18 protein-coding genes are annotated in these 19,863 nt (G+C 55.8%); 5 read left to right on the forward strand and 13 right to left on the reverse strand.

From position 1 onward, the window contains the following. Positions 1–3 precede the first annotated feature (3 nt). Entirely contained in the window at positions 4–1,383 is a 1,380-nt protein-coding gene (gene gspE, locus ACOTYB_RS00475) for a type II secretion system protein GspE (protein ID WP_220316737.1), read from the forward strand. After that, positions 1,373–2,557, forward strand: a complete 1,185-nt coding sequence (gene hofC, locus ACOTYB_RS00480) for a protein transport protein HofC (protein WP_050871270.1) — start codon at positions 1,373–1,375, stop codon at positions 2,555–2,557. Before gspE ends, hofC begins: the two co-directional genes overlap by 11 nt. Positions 2,558–2,590: 33 nt before the next feature. On the opposite strand, the gene ACOTYB_RS00485 is transcribed toward hofC, so the two are convergent. After that, entirely contained in the window at positions 2,591–3,634 is a 1,044-nt protein-coding gene (locus tag ACOTYB_RS00485) for a GMP reductase (RefSeq protein WP_003856327.1), read from the reverse strand. 228 nt (positions 3,635–3,862) lie between these two features. Here ACOTYB_RS00485 and coaE point away from each other — a divergent pair, with 228 nt between their 5' ends. Genes coaE through yacG form a run of 3 tightly spaced genes read left to right on the forward strand, consistent with a single transcriptional unit; the run spans position 3,863 to position 5,430 of the window. Beyond that, complete coding sequence (coaE, locus tag ACOTYB_RS00490; RefSeq protein WP_003856328.1) at positions 3,863–4,483, forward strand: dephospho-CoA kinase; 621 nt, start codon at positions 3,863–3,865, stop codon at positions 4,481–4,483. Continuing rightward, on the forward strand, positions 4,483–5,226 hold the full coding sequence (gene zapD, locus ACOTYB_RS00495) for a cell division protein ZapD (protein ID WP_003856329.1): 744 nt from the start codon (positions 4,483–4,485) through the stop codon (positions 5,224–5,226). The genes coaE and zapD overlap by 1 nt, the downstream gene beginning before the upstream one ends. A 9-nt stretch (positions 5,227–5,235) precedes the next feature. After that, positions 5,236–5,430 (forward strand): DNA gyrase inhibitor YacG, encoded by a 195-nt coding sequence (gene yacG, locus ACOTYB_RS00500; RefSeq protein ID WP_003856332.1) that lies wholly within the window; start codon positions 5,236–5,238, stop codon positions 5,428–5,430. A 34-nt stretch (positions 5,431–5,464) separates the two neighbouring features. Here the strand turns inward: yacG and mutT are convergent, their stop codons facing one another. The 12 genes from mutT to murD form a co-directional block, all read right to left on the reverse strand. Next, positions 5,465–5,857: an 8-oxo-dGTP diphosphatase MutT gene (gene mutT, locus ACOTYB_RS00505; protein ID WP_003856333.1), complete on the reverse strand. Its 393-nt coding sequence runs from the start codon at positions 5,855–5,857 to the stop codon at positions 5,465–5,467. Positions 5,858–5,914: 57 nt separating this feature from the next. Then, positions 5,915–8,620 carry a preprotein translocase subunit SecA gene (secA, locus tag ACOTYB_RS00510; RefSeq protein ID WP_220153570.1) on the reverse strand — a complete coding sequence of 902 codons (2,706 nt, stop codon included), beginning with the start codon at positions 8,618–8,620 and terminating at the stop codon, positions 5,915–5,917. Positions 8,621–8,678: 58 nt separating this feature from the next. After that, positions 8,679–9,182, reverse strand: coding sequence for a secA translation cis-regulator SecM (gene secM, locus ACOTYB_RS00515; RefSeq protein WP_032628081.1), 504 nt, complete (start codon positions 9,180–9,182; stop codon positions 8,679–8,681). Positions 9,183–9,462: 280 nt separating this feature from the next. Next, complete coding sequence (lpxC, locus tag ACOTYB_RS00520; protein ID WP_003856337.1) at positions 9,463–10,380, reverse strand: UDP-3-O-acyl-N-acetylglucosamine deacetylase; 918 nt, start codon at positions 10,378–10,380, stop codon at positions 9,463–9,465. Between the two features lie 101 nt (positions 10,381–10,481). Further along, on the reverse strand, positions 10,482–11,633 hold the full coding sequence (gene ftsZ / locus ACOTYB_RS00525; RefSeq protein ID WP_003856338.1) for a cell division protein FtsZ: 1,152 nt from the start codon (positions 11,631–11,633) through the stop codon (positions 10,482–10,484). Between the two features lie 63 nt (positions 11,634–11,696). Further along, entirely contained in the window at positions 11,697–12,953 is a 1,257-nt protein-coding gene (gene ftsA, locus ACOTYB_RS00530; RefSeq protein ID WP_003856340.1) for a cell division protein FtsA, read from the reverse strand. After that, a complete protein-coding gene (gene ftsQ / locus ACOTYB_RS00535) occupies positions 12,950–13,792 on the reverse strand; it encodes a cell division protein FtsQ (protein WP_409248720.1) in 843 nt (280 codons plus the stop codon). The genes ftsA and ftsQ overlap by 4 nt, the downstream gene beginning before the upstream one ends. A 1-nt stretch (position 13,793) precedes the next feature. Then, positions 13,794–14,714 carry a D-alanine--D-alanine ligase gene (locus ACOTYB_RS00540; RefSeq protein WP_003856344.1) on the reverse strand — a complete coding sequence of 307 codons (921 nt, stop codon included), beginning with the start codon at positions 14,712–14,714 and terminating at the stop codon, positions 13,794–13,796. Beyond that, positions 14,707–16,182 carry a UDP-N-acetylmuramate--L-alanine ligase gene (murC, locus tag ACOTYB_RS00545; RefSeq protein ID WP_003856345.1) on the reverse strand — a complete coding sequence of 492 codons (1,476 nt, stop codon included), beginning with the start codon at positions 16,180–16,182 and terminating at the stop codon, positions 14,707–14,709. Before murC ends, ACOTYB_RS00540 begins: the two co-directional genes overlap by 8 nt. 59 nt (positions 16,183–16,241) lie before the next feature. Further along, positions 16,242–17,306 carry an undecaprenyldiphospho-muramoylpentapeptide beta-N-acetylglucosaminyltransferase gene (gene murG / locus ACOTYB_RS00550; RefSeq protein WP_421765731.1) on the reverse strand — a complete coding sequence of 355 codons (1,065 nt, stop codon included), beginning with the start codon at positions 17,304–17,306 and terminating at the stop codon, positions 16,242–16,244. Continuing rightward, on the reverse strand, positions 17,303–18,547 hold the full coding sequence (ftsW, locus tag ACOTYB_RS00555) for a cell division protein FtsW (RefSeq protein WP_003856348.1): 1,245 nt from the start codon (positions 18,545–18,547) through the stop codon (positions 17,303–17,305). Before ftsW ends, murG begins: the two co-directional genes overlap by 4 nt. Then, positions 18,547–19,863, reverse strand: a complete 1,317-nt coding sequence (gene murD / locus ACOTYB_RS00560) for a UDP-N-acetylmuramoyl-L-alanine--D-glutamate ligase (RefSeq protein WP_220153569.1) — start codon at positions 19,861–19,863, stop codon at positions 18,547–18,549. The genes ftsW and murD overlap by 1 nt, the downstream gene beginning before the upstream one ends.

The raw sequence follows: 19,863 nt of genomic DNA on the forward strand, positions 1-19,863 counted from the left end.
ACAATGAATACCGAACAGCTTATGACGCTCTGTCAGCGCCATCACGCACTGCTACTCGCAAGCGACACCGAGATGATCAGCATTGCGGTGGTGGGTAATCCTGCCTCTGAGCTGATGGAAGCGTTACGCTTCGCCACGCAGAAACGTATTGATATTGAGTGCTGGACGGCTGAACGGATGGAAAAACGGCTTCAGTCCCTCTCATCATCACACCTGCCGGGCATCGCGCCAAACTCAGCCGCTGACGTGCTCAGTACAACCTTGCAGCAGGCAGTAAACCAGCGGGCTTCTGACATCCATATTGAACCGACGGAGCACGGTTACCAGATCCGTTTGCGAATCGACGGTGTTCTCTACCCTCAACCGCCGATCTCTGCCGCCCTCGGGACGACGCTTGCCGCACGCCTGAAGGTGCTGGGTCAACTGGATATTGCGGAGCGCCGCCTGCCGCAGGACGGTCAGTTTACGGTGGAGCTGGCAAGCGTCCCCGTCTCTTTTCGTATCGCAACCCTTCCCTGTAGCGGTGGAGAAAAAATCGTGCTTCGTCTGCTTCACCAGGTACATCAGGCTCTGGAGCTTGAACAGCTGGGGATGAGCGCAGACCAGCAGGCCCGTTTTGCCGGGGCGCTTAACAGCCCTCAGGGGTTGATTCTGGTCACCGGCCCGACCGGTAGCGGGAAAACGGTGACGCTGTACAGCGCGTTACAGGCGCGAAATACCCCTGACGTTAATATTTGCAGCGTGGAAGATCCCGTTGAAATCCCGCTTGCAGGCTTAAACCAGACGCAGATTAATCCGCGTGCGGGGCTGACCTTCCAGAGCGTGCTGCGCGCCCTGCTCAGGCAGGATCCTGACATCATTATGGTAGGTGAAATTCGTGACGGCGAAACGGCAGAAATTGCCATTAAGGCGGCACAAACCGGGCATCTGGTGCTGTCCACCCTCCATACTAATTCGACGACTGAAACGCTGGTACGGCTGCAACAGATGGGCGTCGCGCGCTGGATGATCTCTTCGGCGCTCTCGATGGTGATTGCCCAACGGCTGGTGCGCCGTTTATGCCCGTACTGCCGACAGGAAGCCAGCCGCCACACCGAATTACCCCGCACGCTGTGGCCCCGGCCGCTTCCTCGCTGGCAACCCACCGGCTGCGATCGCTGCTACCACGGTTTTTATGGTCGCGTAGCCATTTTTGAAGTGCTCGTCATCGACGACACGCTGCGGCAGGCCATCGCCAGCGGAGCAAGCACGGAGGTGATTGGGTCCAGCGCTCGTCAGGCGGGAATGACCTCATTGTTTGAGCATGGCTGCATGGCCGTAGAGCAAGGGCTGACTCCGCTCGAAGAGTTGTTGCGCGTCCTGGGAATGCCAGATGGCTGCTAATTCGCTCTGGCGCTGGCGTGCCCTGACCACCGAGGGGGAGGTGCAAACCGGCACCCTCTGGGCCATCGACCGTAACGCAGCTTACACGGCTCTGGTGCTTAAACAGCTGCACCCGCTGGCGCTAAAACGCTGCCAGCAGCACCACCGATGGCAAGTGCAGCACTGCTACGATATTTTTCGCCAGCTCGCCACGCTGCTACAGGCCGGACTCACGCTGTCCCAAAGCCTGCACATGCTGGCGGAACAGCATCCTTTGCAGCACTGGCAGGCGCTGCTGCACAGTCTTGCTGATGACCTGAGCGAAGGTTTCGCTCTGTCAGAGGCCATGAAGAAATGGCCAGAGGTGTTTAGCCCCCTTTATGTCTCGATGGTGAAGACGGGTGAACTGACGGGTAAGCTCGAAGCCTGCTGCCGTCAGCTTGCGCAGCAACAAAAATCCCAGCAGCAACTCAGTGCAAAGGTGAAGAAAGCGCTGCGCTATCCGCTGATCATCCTGACGCTGGCCGTTTTCGTGGTGCTGGCGATGGTCACGCTGGTTTTGCCTGAGTTTGCTGCAATCTACAAAACGTTCAACACCCCGCTCCCTTTGCTCACGCAGGCAGTCATGGGGCTGGCGGCCTTAGTTCAGGCGCATATCCTCACCCTTTTGGCCCTGCTCGTGGCAATGGTTGTCATCGCCTGTAAGCTGCGGCGGCATCCGCGCTGGCAGTATGTCTTGTTACATGTACCGGTGATGGGCACGCTGACGCGCGGGCAAAAACTGGGGCAAATTTTTACCGTGCTGTCATTAACCCAGCAGGCCGGAATTGCCTTTTTACAAGGACTGGAGAGTGTGGAGGAGACCGTTGAGTGTGGCTACTGGCAGGAGAAACTCCGTGAGATACGCAGCGATATCGAACAGGGGATGCCCGTGTGGTCCTCCTTTCAGAAGGCCTCTGTTTTTACGCCACTGTGTATTCAGCTCATTCGCACCGGAGAAGTGTCGGGTTCACTGGATGTCATGCTGATAAATCTGGCCCGCCATCATACGGAACAGACATTTCAGCAGGCAGACAATCTGGCGGCGCTTCTTGAGCCTTTGCTACTGGTCGTGACAGGTCTGATTATTGGCACGCTGGTGGTGGCAATGTATCTGCCGATTTTCCATCTGGGGGATGCAATGAGCGCGGGGTAACGCTGGCGCACGGACGCGCGCCAGCCGTAGCCGTCAGAGGCTATTGAAAACGCGGTTTTCCTGCTCCTGAACGCGGATAAACGTCGTGCGTTTAGTCAGCTCTTTCAGGCGGGAAGCCCCAACGTAGGTGCAGGCAGAACGCAGTCCGCCGAGGATATCGCGCGCCGTGTTTTCGACCGGACCACGCAGTGGTAGCTTAACGGTTTTGCCTTCCGCCGCACGGTATTTCGCGACACCACCCACGTGACGGGTCATCGCGGATTCAGAGCTCATTCCGTAGAATAGCATGAATTTCTCGCCGTTCTCTTCCACCACGGTACCGCCGCTCTCTTCGTGGCCTGCCAGCATGCCGCCGAGCATCACGAAATCCGCGCCGCCGCCGAAGGCTTTCGCGACATCGCCTGGCATGGTGCAGCCACCGTCGCTGATGATCTGGCCGCCCAGACCGTGCGCAGCGTCAGCGCATTCAATTACCGCAGACAGCTGCGGATAACCCACACCGGTTTTCACGCGCGTGGTGCAAACGGAGCCCGGGCCAATGCCCACTTTCACAATGTCGGCTCCGGAGAGGATCAGCTCTTCACACATTTCACCGGTCACCACGTTGCCCGCGATGATGGTTTTGGTTGGCCAGGCTTCACGCGCCTTGCTGACGAACTGGACGAAATGTTCGGAATAACCATTTGCCACGTCAATGCAGACAAAATTCAGCGCCGGATTGGCGTTCAGGATCTGTTTGGTTTTCTCGAAATCTGCATCAGACGTACCGGTCGAGACCATCACATGCTTCACCACTTCAGCCGAGGCGGAGGCGACAAACGCATCCCACTCTTCAGCGCTGTAGTGTTTGTGTACCGCAGTAAGGATGTCGAATTGCGCCAGTGCGGTCGCCATCTCGAAGGTCCCGACGGTGTCCATGTTGGCCGCGATAATCGGCACGCCAGACCACGTCTGACCGGAATGCTTAAAGGTGAATTGACGTTCGAGTTCAACGTCTGAGCGACTTTTCAGTGTAGAGCGTTTAGGGCGGATAAGAACGTCTTTGAAACCTAACTTCAGATCTTCTTCGATACGCATGTGCGGATTCCTGGGGTTAGAGGCAAATATATTAAAAGCACAACTCCAGTGACGCTATCATACGCACTAATACCTGCTCCGCAAGACTGCGAAATTCTCTTTTTTTACGCTACAATCCTATAAATTTACCTGGTAAAAAGCGGGTAAAGAGAGCTAAACATTGGCTGTTGTAAGTTTGAATTTTAAGCAACTGATTTTAAAACTGAATAATTCCCAGGATCTGATTTAATGGGGTATATCGTCGCATTAACCGGCGGCATCGGTAGTGGTAAAAGCACCGTTGCGCACGCGTTTGCTCGTCTCGGCATCACGATTATCGACGCCGATATCATTGCCCGTCATGTGGTAGAACCCAATACACCCGCCTTAAACGCCATCGAAGCGCATTTTGGTCGCCGTGTGATACAGGCTGACGGCACCCTGAATCGTCGGCAGCTGCGTGAGTGCATATTTTCCGATCCAGCGGAAAAAGCCTGGCTTAATGCCCTGCTCCACCCCATTATCCACCAGGAAACTCAGCGTCAAATTGCCGCAGCCCGTTCGCCCTATGTGTTGTGGGTCGTCCCGTTACTGGTGGAAAATCAGCTTCAGAATAAAGCAGACAGAACGCTGGTGATTGACGTTTCCCGCGAAACGCAAATCCAGAGAACCATGGCGCGTGACCATGTTTCACGCGAACATGCTGAACAAATTCTTGCCGCACAGGCCACGCGCGAAGCGCGCCTCGCCGTTGCGGATGATGTTATTGATAATAACGGCGCACCAGATGCCATTGCATCGGATGTTGCTCGTCTGCACGCGCAGTATCTGACCTTCGCCGCGCAGGCCGTTGCACAGGAAAAACCATAATGTCGACTCATATCCTTTTTGAGCACCCGCTTAACGAAAAAATGCGTACCTGGCTACGCATAGAATTTCTTATTCAACAGCTTTCACAACATCTGCCTGTCAACGATCACGCCACCGCGCTGCATTTTTTCCGCAACGTGGGCGATCTGCTGGATGTGATTGAACGCGGTGACGTCCGCACTGAGCTGTTGAAAGAGCTGGAGCGCCAGCAGCGTAAATTACAGGCCTGGGCCGAAGTACCGGGCGTGGATCAAAGTCGTATTGACGCTTTACGCCAGCAGCTGAAAAACAGCAGCACGACGCTGATGGCCGCGCCGCGCGTTGGCCAGTTTTTACGAGAGGATCGTCTGATTGCGCTGGTGCGCCAGCGCCTGAGCATACCGGGCGGTTGCTGTAGCTTTGACCTGCCAACGCTGCATATGTGGTTGCACATGCCGCAGGAACAGCGCGATCGCCAGGTGAACAGCTGGCTGGGCAGCCTGGAGCCGATGAATCAGACGTTATCCTTGATCCTCGATCTTGTGCGTAACTCTGCCCCGTTCCGCAAACAAACCAGTCTCAATGGTTTCTATCAGGATAACGGCGACGACGCCGATCTTCTGCGCCTGAATCTGTCTCTTAGCGAGCAGCTTTACCCGCAAATTTCCGGACATAAAAGCCGTTTCGCGATCCGCTTTATGCCGCTGGACAGTGAACATGGCACCGTGCCGGAACGCCTCGATTTTGAACTGGCCTGTTGTTAAGGAGTGCCGATGTCTGACGTAACCACCGTAAACTGCCCAACCTGTGGGAAAACTGTCGTCTGGGGAGAAGTGAGTCCATTTCGCCCATTCTGCTGCAAGCGCTGTCAGCTTATAGACCTGGGCGAATGGGCGGCGGAAGAGAAACGCATTCCGAGCGAAGGCGATCTCTCGGATAGCGATGACTGGAGCGAAAACCAGCAGTAACGTTCAAAGCCTGCTGGCGCTTCGCTTAGCAGGCCTACGGTTGTGCAACCAGCCGGAGTATCACAGGCTCATTGGCGGGCGGGAATTTTTCCGCATCGCTGGCCTGAAGCTCAATCCAGTTACCCGGCTGCCCCTCTTTACCCCACGGTTCACCTTCCCAGCTTTCCACCAGCCAGAACCACAGCGTGATGTGACGATCCGGAAACTGGTACTCCAGCTTATCGAACAGCGTTGCGCCAAGCGGGGTGATCCCCACCTCTTCCTGAAGCTCACGCACCAGCGCCTGCTCCGGCGTTTCACCTGATTCGATTTTCCCGCCGGGGAATTCCCATTTGTTGGCCATGTGCGCATCGGCGGCACGTTGGGTAATGAAGATCTGGTTTTGCGGGTTGCGAATGATCCCGACAGCAATTTGCAGTGTTTTCATCATGTCACTTCCATAAAAAAGGCGCAGATATCTGCGCCTTTTCAGTTTGTTATGTTCTTAGCTCAGACGGCCGTGGCACGCCTTGTATTTTTTGCCGGAACCGCATGGGCACGGATCGTTACGACCAACTTTACGATCGCCCGTCTGCGCTGCGATTGCTGCTGCGGCTTCGCTCTCATCGGTCTGATGGCTCAACTGCTGCATCTGTGCCAGACGCTCAGCTTCTTCACGACGCTGCTGCTCCATCGCTTCCACTTCTTCCGGCATACGCACCTGAACTTTGCTCAGAGTGCTGATAACTTCATACTTCAGCGACTCCAGCATGGCAGCAAACATGGAGAAGGATTCACGCTTGTACTCCTGCTTCGGATCTTTCTGCGCATAACCTCGCAGGTGGATACCCTGACGCAGGTAGTCCATTGCCGCCAGGTGCTCTTTCCATAGGGAGTCCAGGGTCTGCAACATTACGCCTTTCTCGAAGTGACGCATCATCTCTGCGCCAACCACTTCTTCCTTACGCTTGTAGACGTCCAGCGCGGTTTCGTAGATACGCTCGCGCAGGGTCTCTTCGTGCAGTTCAGGCTCTTTGTCCAGCCACTCTTTGATTGGCAGTTCGAGATCGAAGTCGTTTTTCAGACGTTCCTGCAAGCCTTCGATATCCCACATTTCTTCCAGAGACTGCGGTGGAATATGAGCGTCGATAGTGGCTTTGAACACATCTTCGCGAATGCTGTTGATGGTTTCGCTCACGTCGGACACGTCCAGCAGTTCGTTACGCTGGGTGTAGATCGCACGACGCTGGTCGTTGGCAACGTCATCATATTCCAGCAGCTGCTTACGAATATCGAAGTTGCGGCTTTCCACTTTACGCTGGGCGTTGGCAATCGCTTTGGTAACCCACGGGTGCTCGATCGCTTCGCCAGGTTTCATGCCCAGTTTACGCATCATGCCGGACACACGGTCAGAGGCGAAAATACGCATCAGCGCATCTTCCATAGACAGATAGAAGCGGGAAGAACCGGCATCACCCTGACGACCCGCACGACCGCGCAGCTGGTTATCGATACGACGAGATTCGTGACGCTCGGTACCAATGATGTGCAGACCACCGGATGCCAGCACCGCGTCGTGACGCACTTGCCAGTCGGCTTTGATCTGCGCGATTTGCTCTGGGGTTGGGTTTTCCAGCTCCGCCACTTCAGCCTGCCAGCTACCGCCGAGCATAATATCGGTACCACGACCCGCCATGTTGGTGGCGATGGTTACGGCTGCCGGGTAACCCGCCTGCGCAACGATATCTGCTTCTTTAGCGTGGAACTTGGCGTTCAGAACGTTGTGTTTGATGCCTGCTTTAGTCAGCTCGTTAGACACCACTTCGGACTTCTCGATGGAGATGGTCCCCACCAGTACCGGCTGGCCCTTCGCGGTACGTTCGCGAATATCTTCGATGATCGCCTGAATTTTTTCCGCTTCAGTCATGTATACCAGGTCCGGCATATCCTTACGGATCATCGGACGGTTGGTAGGTACTACCACGGTATCCAGCTTATAGATGGAGCTAAACTCAAACGCTTCGGTATCTGCGGTACCGGTCATCCCCGCCAGCTTCTCGTACAGACGGAAGTAGTTCTGGAAGGTGATGGATGCCAGCGTCTGGTTTTCGTTCTGAATATCCACGCCTTCTTTGGCTTCCACGGCCTGGTGCAGGCCATCGGACCAGCGACGTCCCTGCATAGTACGGCCGGTGTGTTCATCGACGATGATGACTTCCCCGTCTTTAACGATGTAGTCAACGTCGCGGGTGAACAGCGCGTGCGCGCGCAGTGCAGCCGTTACGTGGTGCATCAGCATGATGTTGCTCGGGGAGTACAGAGACTCGCCCTCTTCCATAATGCCTTCAGCAACCAGCAGCTCTTCGATTTTCACCAGGCCGCGTTCGGTCAGGTTGACCTGACGCGCTTTTTCATCCACGGAGAAGTGACCTTCACCCTGGAAGGTATCGGAGTCTTCTTTCTCCTGACGCAGCAGGTGAGGAATGATTTTGTCGACTTTACGGTACATCTCGGAGCTGTCTTCGGCAGGGCCGGAGATGATCAGCGGGGTACGCGCTTCATCGATCAGAATGGAGTCAACCTCATCCACCAGCGCATAGTGCAGTTTACGCTGGACGCGCTCTTCAGGGCTGAACGCCATGTTGTCACGCAGGTAGTCGAAGCCGTATTCGTTGTTGGTGCCGTAAGTGATGTCCGCGTTGTAGGCTTCACGCTTGGCAGGTGCCGGCAGGCCGGACATGTTAATGCCCACGGTCATGCCGAGGAATTCGAACAGTGGACGGTTGTTTTCGGCGTCGCGCTGCGCCAGATAGTCGTTGACGGTAACAACGTGAACGCCCTTACCCGTCAGCGCATTCAGGTAAGACGGCAGCGTTGCAGTCAGGGTTTTACCTTCACCGGTACGCATTTCCGCGATGCAGCGCTCGTTAAGCACCATACCACCGAGCAGCTGTACGTCGAAGTGACGCATGCCGAAAACGCGTTTACTGGCCTCACGTACAACGGCGAAGGCTTCCGGGATCAGGCTTTCTAAGGTTTCACCTTTCTCCAGACGCGCGCGGAACTCCGCGGTTTTCGCTTTCAGCTCATCATCAGTGAGCTTCTCCATCGCCGGTTCCATACCGTTGATGACGTTCACAGCTTTGCGCATGCGGCGCAGGGTACGATCGTTACGACTACCAAAAACTTTGGTTAACAATTTGATTAGCATAATAAATTCTCAAACGCCCCAGTTGGGCAGATAAATTAAGGTATTGAAAAAGGTTAATTTAGCTGAGGCGTTGAGGCCCGGCACGGATGCCGTGAACCTGGCTAATCCATGTCGAAACAGAGAAGGATGCAGGGGAAACAAAATCCGTTTTCGCCGTCTGATTCACGGTCACTGGCGGCTGGTTGTCCTGCGTCAGAAGCGCATTAAGCGTATCGAGCAGGGCAAGATGCTGAGCCTGGACCGGCAGCGTTTCTTCCGCAACAGGCATCGTCTGCGGCGCCATCGCGAACGACAGATGGCGGATAACCGTGCGAATCGCGTGCTGCTGCCAGTAATCAACGGAGAAATTGGGACGACGGCTGGCTTCAAGCCATGCGAGATTAGTGAAGTTAACCCGTGTAGTGAGATCGTGTTTAGTCGTCGTGGAACGTGCTGGCGTCGCCGCGTCTGCGCTGTTGCTGAGCACAGGCAAGCCGAGACTCGCCGCGACCATCCCCAATAAGAGATGCGGCCAGAAGTAACGTCTGCCAAATTGTCGCCAGCGCGTCAGTATTCCGCTCACTTGCTCCACCACGTTCGCCCGCCAGTGCAGGCTGAGTTTAGTTATTCTTTTTTAGCGCCCAGATATTACCACTAAAGCCAATACACGGCAGCAGGAATGACACCTTGCGGCAGGTAAAAACGGTCAATAATGCAGCGAACACACCGTTATTCGGCACCCGACACAGGCCAGGGGTGAAAGGGACAAATTAAAGAAGGGCAGAAATAAAAACGACTGGCTTCCCTGGTCGGAGAGAGTACCATGTGAACCAGTCGCTTTTCTTACGAAACGGCTTTAACCGTTACGCCAGGACCATAGTCGGGGCTTTGAACGCCAGCGGCAGTTCAGCTTCGTCTTCGAAGGTCACATATTCCCAGGCTTCCTGTTTTGCCAGGACGGCCTGCAACAGTTTGTTGTTCAGTGCATGACCGGATTTAAACGCGGTAAAGGCACCAATGATGTTGTGACCACACATGAAGAGGTCGCCGATCGCGTCCAGCATTTTGTGACGAACAAATTCATCTTCAAAACGCAGGCCGTCTTCGTTCAGTACGCGATAATCGTCAACAACGATGGCACAATCGAAGCTGCCGCCCAGGCACAGGCCGCGGGATTGCAGATATTCGATATCACGCATAAAGCCGAAGGTACGTGCTCGGCTGATCTGACGCATGAACGCATCCGCAGAGAAGTTCATCGCATAGCGCTGGGTGCTGGAGTCAATCGCCGGATGGTTAAAATCGATGGTGAAGTCCAACGAGAAACCATTGTACGGTTTGAATTCAGCCCATTTGTCGCCATCTTCGACGCGAACGGTCTCTTTAATGCGAACAAATTTCTTCGCGCAGTTCAGTTCTTCGATGCCGGCATCCAGCAACAAATAAACGAACGGAGCAGCACTCCCGTCCATGATCGGGATTTCTGGCGCATCGACTTCAACCATAATGTTGTCGATACCCAGACCGGCCAGGGCGGCGTTCAGGTGCTCTACGGTAGAAATCCGCACGTCATGCTCGTTCACCAGACAAGTACAGAGCATAGTATCACGCACAGATTTGGCATCGGCCGGAAAATCTACCGGTGGATTCAAGTCGGTGCGACGATAGATGACCCCGGTATTGGCCGGCGCAGGGCGTAACGTCAGTGTGACTTTCTTGCCGGTATGTAAACCGACACCCGTCGCCTGAACGATACGTTTAAGTGTCCTTTGTTTGATCATCGTATAATCTCGCCAAATTAACTATCCAACCGAGAGTGTATATCACTAACGGTGGGCCAGTTTAGCACAAAGAGCGCAAATCCCCAAATTCCAGCCAATTCTTAGTCAGCTTGCTTACGCAGGAACGCCGGGATATCCAGATAATCTGGCTCTTTTGCCGTTTGTGGAGTCGGGTCGTTCACCACTTTCGCCGCCGGTTTTTGCTCCTGAGTAAGAGGCGCCATACCATGCTGCTGGTAACGATCCATAACCGGCTGCTGAGTCTGTTTGTTGGTTACCAGGGTGATCTCAGGACGCTTGTCCATACCGATACCGGTGGCCACAACGGTCACACGCAGTTCGTCGTTCATTTCCGGATCAAGGGACGTACCGATAACGACGGTCGCGTTGTCAGAGGCGAATGCACGGATGGTGTTACCCACGGTTTCGAACTCATCCAGACGCAGGTCAAAGCCAGCGGTAATGTTGACCAGCACGCCACGCGCGCCAGACAGATCGATATCTTCCAGCAGCGGAGAAGAGATCGCCATTTCAGCGGCTTCTTCCGCGCGGTCTTCACCGCTCGCCACGCCAGAGCCCATCATCGCGTAGCCCATCTCGGACATCACGGTGCGAACGTCTGCAAAGTCAACGTTCATCAGGCCAGGACGGGTAATCAATTCAGCGATACCCTGAACCGCGCCTTTCAGCACGTCGTTTGCCGCGCCAAAGGCATCCAGCAGAGAGATACCGCGACCCAGCACTTTCAGCAGCTTGTCGTTCGGAATGGTAATCAGAGAGTCCACGTGCTTGGACAGCTCGGTGATACCCTGCTCCGCGAAAGCCATACGCTTCTTACCTTCAAAGTTGAAAGGCTTGGTCACGACAGCAACGGTCAGAATACCTAAATCTTTAGCGACTTCCGCCACAACGGGTGCTGCACCGGTACCTGTACCGCCGCCCATACCCGCTGCGATGAAGACCATGTCTGCACCGTCAAGTGCAGCGCGCAGCGCTTCACGATCTTCTTCAGCCGCGTTGCGGCCCACTTCCGGGTTAGCCCCTGCTCCCAGACCTTTGGTGATGCCACCACCGATCTGAATCGTCTGGCCAACAGCCGTTTTACGCAGCGCCTGCGCATCGGTGTTCACCGCGAAGAATTCAACACCTTCGATGCGCTCGCGCACCATGTGCTCTACGGCGTTACCGCCGCCGCCACCGACGCCGATGACTTTAATCACCGCGTCGTTGGTTAATTCCATAGGTTCAAACATAATCTCTCTCTCCGTTGTGCCTGTCGCCCGAGACCGCTAATTCTCTCCGGTCTCTTAAAAAAATTAAAATTCTTTTCGCAGCCAGGTGTTAAGTCGTTTGACCCACGACCCCACCGAGACGCGTTTTTCCACCTCTGCCTCACCACTTAAATGGGACTCTTTCCCGTAGTGCAGCAGGCCCACCGCCGTTGAATAGTACGGCTCCTGGGCATAATCCGTTAAACCGGTGATATTCAGCGGCGCACCGATACGCACCTGCGTATGGAACACGCGCTGAGCGCAGGCCGCAAGACCTTCAATTTGCGCTGCCCCGCCGGTTAATACAATCCCCGCCGCGAGATGATGTTTCACACCCTGCTGGCGAAGCTGTTCCTGTAACTGCAAAATCTCTTCGTTGACCAGGTTGAGCAGCTCGGTATAACGCGGCTCAATTACCTCTGCCAGCGTCTGGCGTTGCAGGCTGCGCGGCGGTCGACCGCCTACGCTCGGCACTTCAACGCTCTCGTCTTTGCCGACGATAGAGCCCAGCGCGCAACCATGGCGCACTTTAATCGCCTCTGCATCGCTCGGTGGCGTACCAAAAGCGTAAGCAATATCGCTGGTCACGACGTTCCCTGCGTACGGGATCACTTTGGTGTGGCGTAACGCACCGCCGGTATAGACAGCCATGTCCATTGTACCACCACCAATATCGACCACACAGACGCCCAGTTCACGTTCGTCTTCGGTCAGCACGGAATAGCTCGCGGCAAGTCCGGCGAAAATGAGTTGGTCAACTTTCAGGCCACAACGTTCAACGGCTTTTACAATGTTCTTCGCCATATCGTTGTGACATGTGATCAGGTGCACTTTTGCCTGCATACGCACGCCCGACAGACCGACCGGATTCTTGATGCCTTCCTGGTAGTCGATCGCGTATTCCTGCGGGATCACATGCAGCACACGGTGCTCGTCGCGAACACGCACGGATTTCGCCGTGTGGACAACGTTCTCAACGTCTTCCTGCGTCACTTCTTCTTCGGAAATCGGCACCATACCGATTTCATTCTGGCAGCTGATATGCTTACCAGAAAGGGCCAGATAGACAGAGGAAATTTGGCAATCTGCCATCAATTCAGCCTGGTCGATGGCGCGCTGAACGCATTTCACCACCGACTCAAGGTCGTTTACCCCACCTTTATCCATACCACGGGAGGGGCAGCTGCCCACGCCAATGATATTGACCATACCGTCGGGCAGAACTTCCCCTACCAAAGCGGCAACCTTCGCGGTGCCAATCTCCAGTCCTACTACCAATTTTCTGTCCGTCGACTTGATCATTGTTGTTCTGCCTGTACCTGTGCCTGATTTTGTTGCTGATTAGGTTCCTCGACCGGAGCCGGCTCCCAACCGACTGCTGCGCCTGAGTCATAGCGCAAATCAACGTAGCTTATCCGTTTGCCATCCGTCTGCGCCTGCTGCTGTAAAACCGGGTAAAGTTCTACAAAACGCGCCAGACGTTTCATTGTATCGCCGCGGCCAAGGTTGAGCTTGATGCCATTCGTTAAGGTCAACTGCCAGGAACGGCGCGCCGTCATCGCAGCATCTTTTAACGTAAAGCGATCCTTAGCCAGCACCTGCCCCATCTCACGAAAACCCTGCAATACTTCGTTTTCGCTGCCTTCCGGCCCATACAACATCGGTAAATTCTGCTTGTTGACACGATCGCTCGGGACGCAGAACGAATTTCCGTCTACATCAACCATATGCTGATCATTCCAACGCGCAATCGGCACATATTCAACCAGATGAATCTTCAATTCATCAGGCCATTGCTTTCTGACACTTGCCTGTTTTATCCACGGCAGACGTTCAATCTGACTCTGAATAATGTTGACGTCCTGCGTCATAAAGGTGCCAGGCGACCCAAGCGCCAGAATCGACTGGCGAATATCATCGTTACGCGTGTAGTGTCGCTCCCCGGTCACCACCAGCTTTGAAAGCGGCAACCGCTGCGCATCTTCCATCCAGCCCAGCACCATCCAGCCGCTGATAAACACGGTGCACAGCACCCCGAGCAGGAAGATGATCCCTGCAAGACGCGTTCCATTACTCCGGCGCGAAGAGGAATATTCTTCTTCGTCATCGCGGTTGCGCGTGTTCAATGCAGCCTGAGACATATCAGCCCGCCTGGTCCAAAATACGTACAACTAATTGCGAGAAGCTCATTCCCGCCTGACGCGCCGCCATCGGCACAAGGCTATGGCTGGTCATACCCGGAGACGTGTTTGCTTCCAGCAGATAAAATTGCCCGTCACCGTCAAGCATTACGTCAATGCGTCCCCAGCCACGACATCCCAGAACATTCCACGCTTTAAGCACCAGAGACTGTAATTCGGCTTCACGCTCTGCTTCAAGACCCGCTGGGCAGAAATATTGCGTCTCATCAGAGAGATACTTCGCCTCATAATCATAGAAGACTCCGGCGGGTTGGATGCGAATTGACGGTAAAATTTCTTCGCCAAGCATCGCGACGGTAAATTCCGGCCCGCTAAGCCATTTTTCAATCAGAACTTCTTCATCATGTTGAAATGCCAGTGCTAAAGCGTCAGCCAAATCTACAGCTTTATCAACTTTGGACATTCCCACGCTCGACCCTTCACGGCTCGGCTTAACAATAACCGGTAAGCCCAGTGCCGCAATGCGTGTATTAACGCTGTCCGACAGACCCAATTCATATTCACGACGCGTCAGTGCAACCCATGGCGCAACGGGCAGGCCCGCGCCCTGCCACAGCAGTTTGCTGCGCAGTTTATCCATGGAGATGGCGGATGCCATCACGCCGCTGCCGGTGTACGGTATACCGATCAGCTCCAGCAGCCCCTGCAACGTGCCGTCTTCACCACCGCGGCCGTGCAACGCGATGAAGGCTTTATCGAAGCCCATCGCTTTCAGCTGCGTGACGTCCACCTCTTTCGGATCAACCGGATGCGCGTCCACGCCACCTTCACGCAGGCCCGCCAGCACGGCAGCGCCCGAATTCAGAGAAACCTCGCGTTCGGCGGAAGTGCCGCCAAACAGGACAGCAATCTTATCAGCCATGACGCTCGTCCTCCTGAGTTTGCGGCTTCAGTTTGATTTCAGCTAAGGTACGGGCGATTTTGCCGATATTTCCCGCGCCCTGAATCAGGATCAGATCGTTACCCGTCAGGACCGGGGCAAGCATTTCAGCCACCTGCGCCGGGTCGGGAACCAGAATAGGATCCACTTTACCGCGTCCACGGATGGTACGACATAAAGAACGACTGTCCGCACCCGGAATCGGCGTTTCACCCGCAGCATAAACATCCAGCATCAGCAGGGTATCAACCTGAGAAAGGACGTTGGCAAAATCGTCATACAGATCGCGGGTACGCGTGTAACGGTGCGGCTGGAAGATCATGACCAGATTCTTTTCCGGCCAACCCGCACGTGCCGCTTTGATGGTTGCGTCCACTTCCGTCGGATGGTGACCGTAATCATCCACCAGCATCGCAGACCCTGGCTTACCGTTTACCGGCTCCAGTGGGAATTCACCGAGGAAGTCGAAACGACGGCCCGTCCCCTGGAAGCTCTCCAGTGCACGCAGGATCGCTTCATCGTCAATGCCTTCTTCTGTCGCAACAGCCACCGCCGCCGCCGCATTCAGGGCGTTGTGACGTCCCGGCGCGTTCAGGGTGACATGCAGCAGGTCTTTATCCTGACGCGCGAGGGTGAAATGCCCCTGCGCACCGATCTGCTTGTAATCTTCTACGCGTACATCCGCGTCTTCGCTGAAGCCGTAGGTCGTAATTTGACGCCCGACGCGCGGCAGCAGTTCGCGAATAACCGGATCGTCCACGCACATCACCGCACGGCCATAGAACGGCAGGTTGTGCAGGAAGTTAATAAAGGTCTGCTTTAAGTTCTCGAAGTCACCCTGGTAAGTGTCCATATGGTCAGCTTCGATGTTGGTGACGATCGCCACCATCGGCTGTAGATGCAGGAACGACGCGTCGCTCTCATCCGCTTCCGCAATCAGATAACGGCTATGGCCCAGACGCGCATGCACGCCAGCGGCTTTCACCAGACCACCGTTAACGAACGTCGGGTCGAGACCCGCTTCCGCATAAATGCTGGAGACCATCGCTGTTGTGGTGGTTTTACCGTGCGTGCCGGCCACCGCAATGCCGTGACGGAAACGCATCAGTTCCGCCAGCATTTCCGCGCGACGGATCACCGGAATGCGCGCCTCATGCGCCGCAACGATTTCCGGGTTATCCGCGGAGATAGCGCTGGACACCACAACCACGCTCGCATCGCTCACGTTTTCCGGGCGATGATTGAAATAGATAGTCGCCCCCAGCGACGCCAGCTGCTGCGTAACAGGGTTTGGCGCCAGGTCAGACCCGCTGATCTGATAGCCTTCGTTAGCTAACACTTCGGCAATACCGCCCATGCCAGCACCACCGATGCCGACAAAGTGAATGTGCCGGACGCGACGCATCTCGGGCACGATAGAACGCAGTTTTGCCAGTTGTTGTGTATTCATTCTCTAAACGCCATCGACTACTTCAAAAAAATCGTGCAGCGCAACACGCGCTGCGAGAATTATGCCTTGGCTGCCAGGCTCACTTCTTTTGCCACCCGTTCCGTTGCATCCGGGATAGCGGTCGCGCGTGCGCGTTGCGCCATCTCCAGTAATACATCCCGGTTCCAGCCCGCCAGGGTAGTGGCGACCGCATCAGCGGTAAATTGTGGCTGCTCAAAAATCTTCGCGGCACCCGCTTTTTCAAGCGGCAGTGCATTCCAGTACTGCTGTCGGTCTTTGTGCTGGAACGGCACAAACAGCGCCGGTAAACCGGCGGCGGCGATTTCGCTCACCGTCAGCGCGCCCGAGCGACAGACCACGACATCGGCCCATGCATAGGCTGCGGCCATATCATCGATAAATTCAGTTACTTTATGCTGCGGCTGACCTTCCTGCGCGTAGGCCTGCTCAACGGTCTGCTGAGCGCCCTTCCCGCTCTGGTGCCAGATGGTCACTGCATCACCCAGTTTTGCCGCAACCTGCGGCATCGTCTGATTTAAAATACGCGCGCCCTGGGAACCGCCGACGACCAGCACCCGCACCGGCCCTTCACGACCCGCCAGACGCGTATCTGGCAGCGCCAGCGCCAGCACGTCCACACGTACCGGATTCCCTACGACATCCGCTTTCGGGAATGCCCCGGGGAAGGCCTGCATAACTTTGGTGGCGATTTTTGCCAGCCATTTGTTGGTCAAACCGGCAATACCGTTCTGCTCATGCAGAACAACGGGGATCCCTAATGACCACGCCGCCAGTCCGCCAGGGCCGGAAACGTAACCGCCCATGCCCAGAACGACGTCAGGCTTAAAGCGCTTCATGATGGCGCGCGCCTGACGCCAGGCATTGAAAATGCGCACCGGCGCCAGCAGCAGCGCCTTGATCCCTTTGCCACGAAGGCCGGAAATACGAATAAAGTCGATCTCGATACCGTGCTTAGGTACCAGGTCGGCTTCCATGCGGTCTGCGGTTCCCAGCCAGCGTACCTGCCAGCCCTGTTCCATTAAATGGTGCGCAACCGCCAGCCCCGGGAACACGTGTCCACCGGTACCGCCTGCCATCACCATTAACCGCTTAGGTTGATTCATCGTGAACCTCGTGTAAACGCCTGAGCTTTCTCCAGACGCGTTTCATAATCTATGCGTAACAAAAACATGATGGCCGTCGACATGATCAACAGACTCGAACCACCATAACTGATCAACGGTAACGTCAGACCTTTAGTCGGCAACATACCCGCTGCCGCCCCAACGTTTACCAGTGCCTGGAAGCTAAACCAGATACCAATTGAGCAGGCCAGGAAACCGGAGAAGCGGTGATCGATCTCCAGCGCTTTCCGGCCAATCGACATGGCGCGGAAAGCGACGAAGAATACCATTAATAGCGCCAATACCACACCGATATAACCCAGTTCTTCCCCAATAATGGAGAAGATGAAGTCGGTGTGCGCCTCCGGTAAATACTCCAGTTTTTGCACCGAGTTGCCCAGGCCTTGGCCCCAGACTTCGCCGCGGCCAAACGCCATCAGCGACTGCGTCAGCTGGTAACCGCTGCCGAACGGATCTTCCCATGGGTTCCAGAACGAGGTCACACGGCGGATACGGTAGGGTTCGGCGAGGATCAGCAGCACCACCGCCGAAATCCCCATCCCGATGATGGCAATGAACTGCCACAGTTTTGCGCCCGCCAGGAACAGCATCGCCAGCGTAGTGACAAACAGTACGACTACCGTACCGAGGTCGGGCTGCGCCAGCAGCAGGATCGCGAGGACCAGAATCACGCCCATCGGTTTTAAGAAGCCGCGAAGGTTGTTACGGACTTCGTCAACTTTACGCACCAGGTAGTTAGCCAGGTAGCAGAACAACGACAGTTTGGTGAACTCCGCCGGCTGAATACGCAGTGGGCCAAAGGCAATCCAGCGTGATGCCCCGTTAACGGAGCTCCCGACAACCAGCACGATCAACAGCATGATGATTGAGGCGATGAGCATGGCCGTACTGTGCCGCTGCCAGAACGACATTGGCAGGCGTAAGGTGATCAGCGCCAGGCAGAACGCGAGAATGATGTAAAGCCCGTCACGCTTGGCAAACAGGAAGGGGTCGTTTGCCAGACGCTGTCCGACAGGCATTGACGCCGAGGTGACCATAATAAAGCCGATCGCTGCCAGCCCCAGCGTGAGCCAGAACAGCGTGCGGTCGTACATAATCAGGCTGTCGGAATCTTTATCCCGTGAAGCCATCACCCAGCCTTTCAGCGCCGTAAACAGCCATACCAGGATACCAAATCCTGGCAGGCGCGGCATTTTCAGGCGAGGGAGAGATAAACGCATCAGCCTAACTCCTTCGCCAGGCGGGTAAAGACATCACCCCGCTGTTCGAAATTCTTGAATTGATCGAGGCTGGCACAGGCTGGTGAGAGCAGCACCATATCGCCGGGCTTCACGCGTGGGGCAATAAGACGCATCGCCTGCTCCATGGTCTCGGTTTGCTCGGCGACCTCAGGACGCAACGCCGCCAGCTCGCTACCATCGCGGCCAAAGCAATACAGGCGCACGTTATCACCGTTGAGGTACTGCTTCAGCGAGGAGAAGTCAGCCGATTTACCGTCGCCGCCCAGCAGCAGGTGCAGCGTGCCATCAACGTGCAGACCGTTCAGTGCCGCCTCGGTGCTACCCACGTTGGTCGCTTTGGAATCGTTAATCCAGCGTACGCCGTTGTGCTCCAGCGCAAGCTGGAACCGGTGCGCCAGGCCGGTAAAGGTGGTCAGCGCCTTCAGGCTTGAAGATCGCGGCAGGCCAACGGCATCCGCCAGCGCCAGCGCCGCCAGGGCATTGGTGTAGTTATGCTGGCCGGAGAGCATCATCTCTTTCACGTTCAGCACCTTCTCACCTTTCACCCGCAGCCAGGTTTCGCCCTGCTGACGGTTAAGGTGATAGTCACCCATATTAATACCAAAGCTAATGCAGCGATCGTCTGCGCCGCGCACCGGCATGGTGAGTGCATCATCGGCATTCACCACGCAAACTTTGGCATTTTCATAAACGCGCAGTTTGGCCGCACGGTATTGCTGCAAGCCGAACGGGTATCTGTCCATATGATCTTCGGTGACGTTTAAGATCGTCGCCGCCGCCGCATGCAGGCTTGAAGTGGTTTCCAGCTGGAAGCTGGAAAGCTCAAGGACGAACAGCTCGCACTCTTTATCAAGCAGCATCAGAGCGGGCAGACCAATGTTACCGCCCACGCCGACATTTTTGCCCGCCGCCTTCGCCATTTCCCCCACCAGCGTGGTGACGGTGCTTTTACCGTTCGAACCGGTAATGGCGACGATCGGCGCCTGCGCCTCCCGGCAGAACAGTTCGATATCGCCGACAATCTCAACGCCTGCATCCGCGGCGGCGCTCAGGGAAGGATGCGCCAGCGCCATACCGGGGCTGGCAACAATCAGATCGGCGGCCAGCAGCCACTCATCATTCAGACCACCCAGGTGGCGTTCAACCTGCTCCGGCAGCTTGTCCAGACCCGGCGGAGAGACGCGCGTATCCATCACGCGCGGCGTCACGCCACGCGCAAGGAAAAAGTCCACGCAGGAGAGGCCGGTGAGACCCAACCCGATGATAACGACTTTTTTGCCCTGGTAATCTGCCAT

The organism is Enterobacter cloacae complex sp. IR5450 (assembly GCF_049238665.1).
Taxonomy (GTDB): Bacteria; Pseudomonadota; Gammaproteobacteria; order Enterobacterales; family Enterobacteriaceae; genus Enterobacter; species Enterobacter hormaechei_C.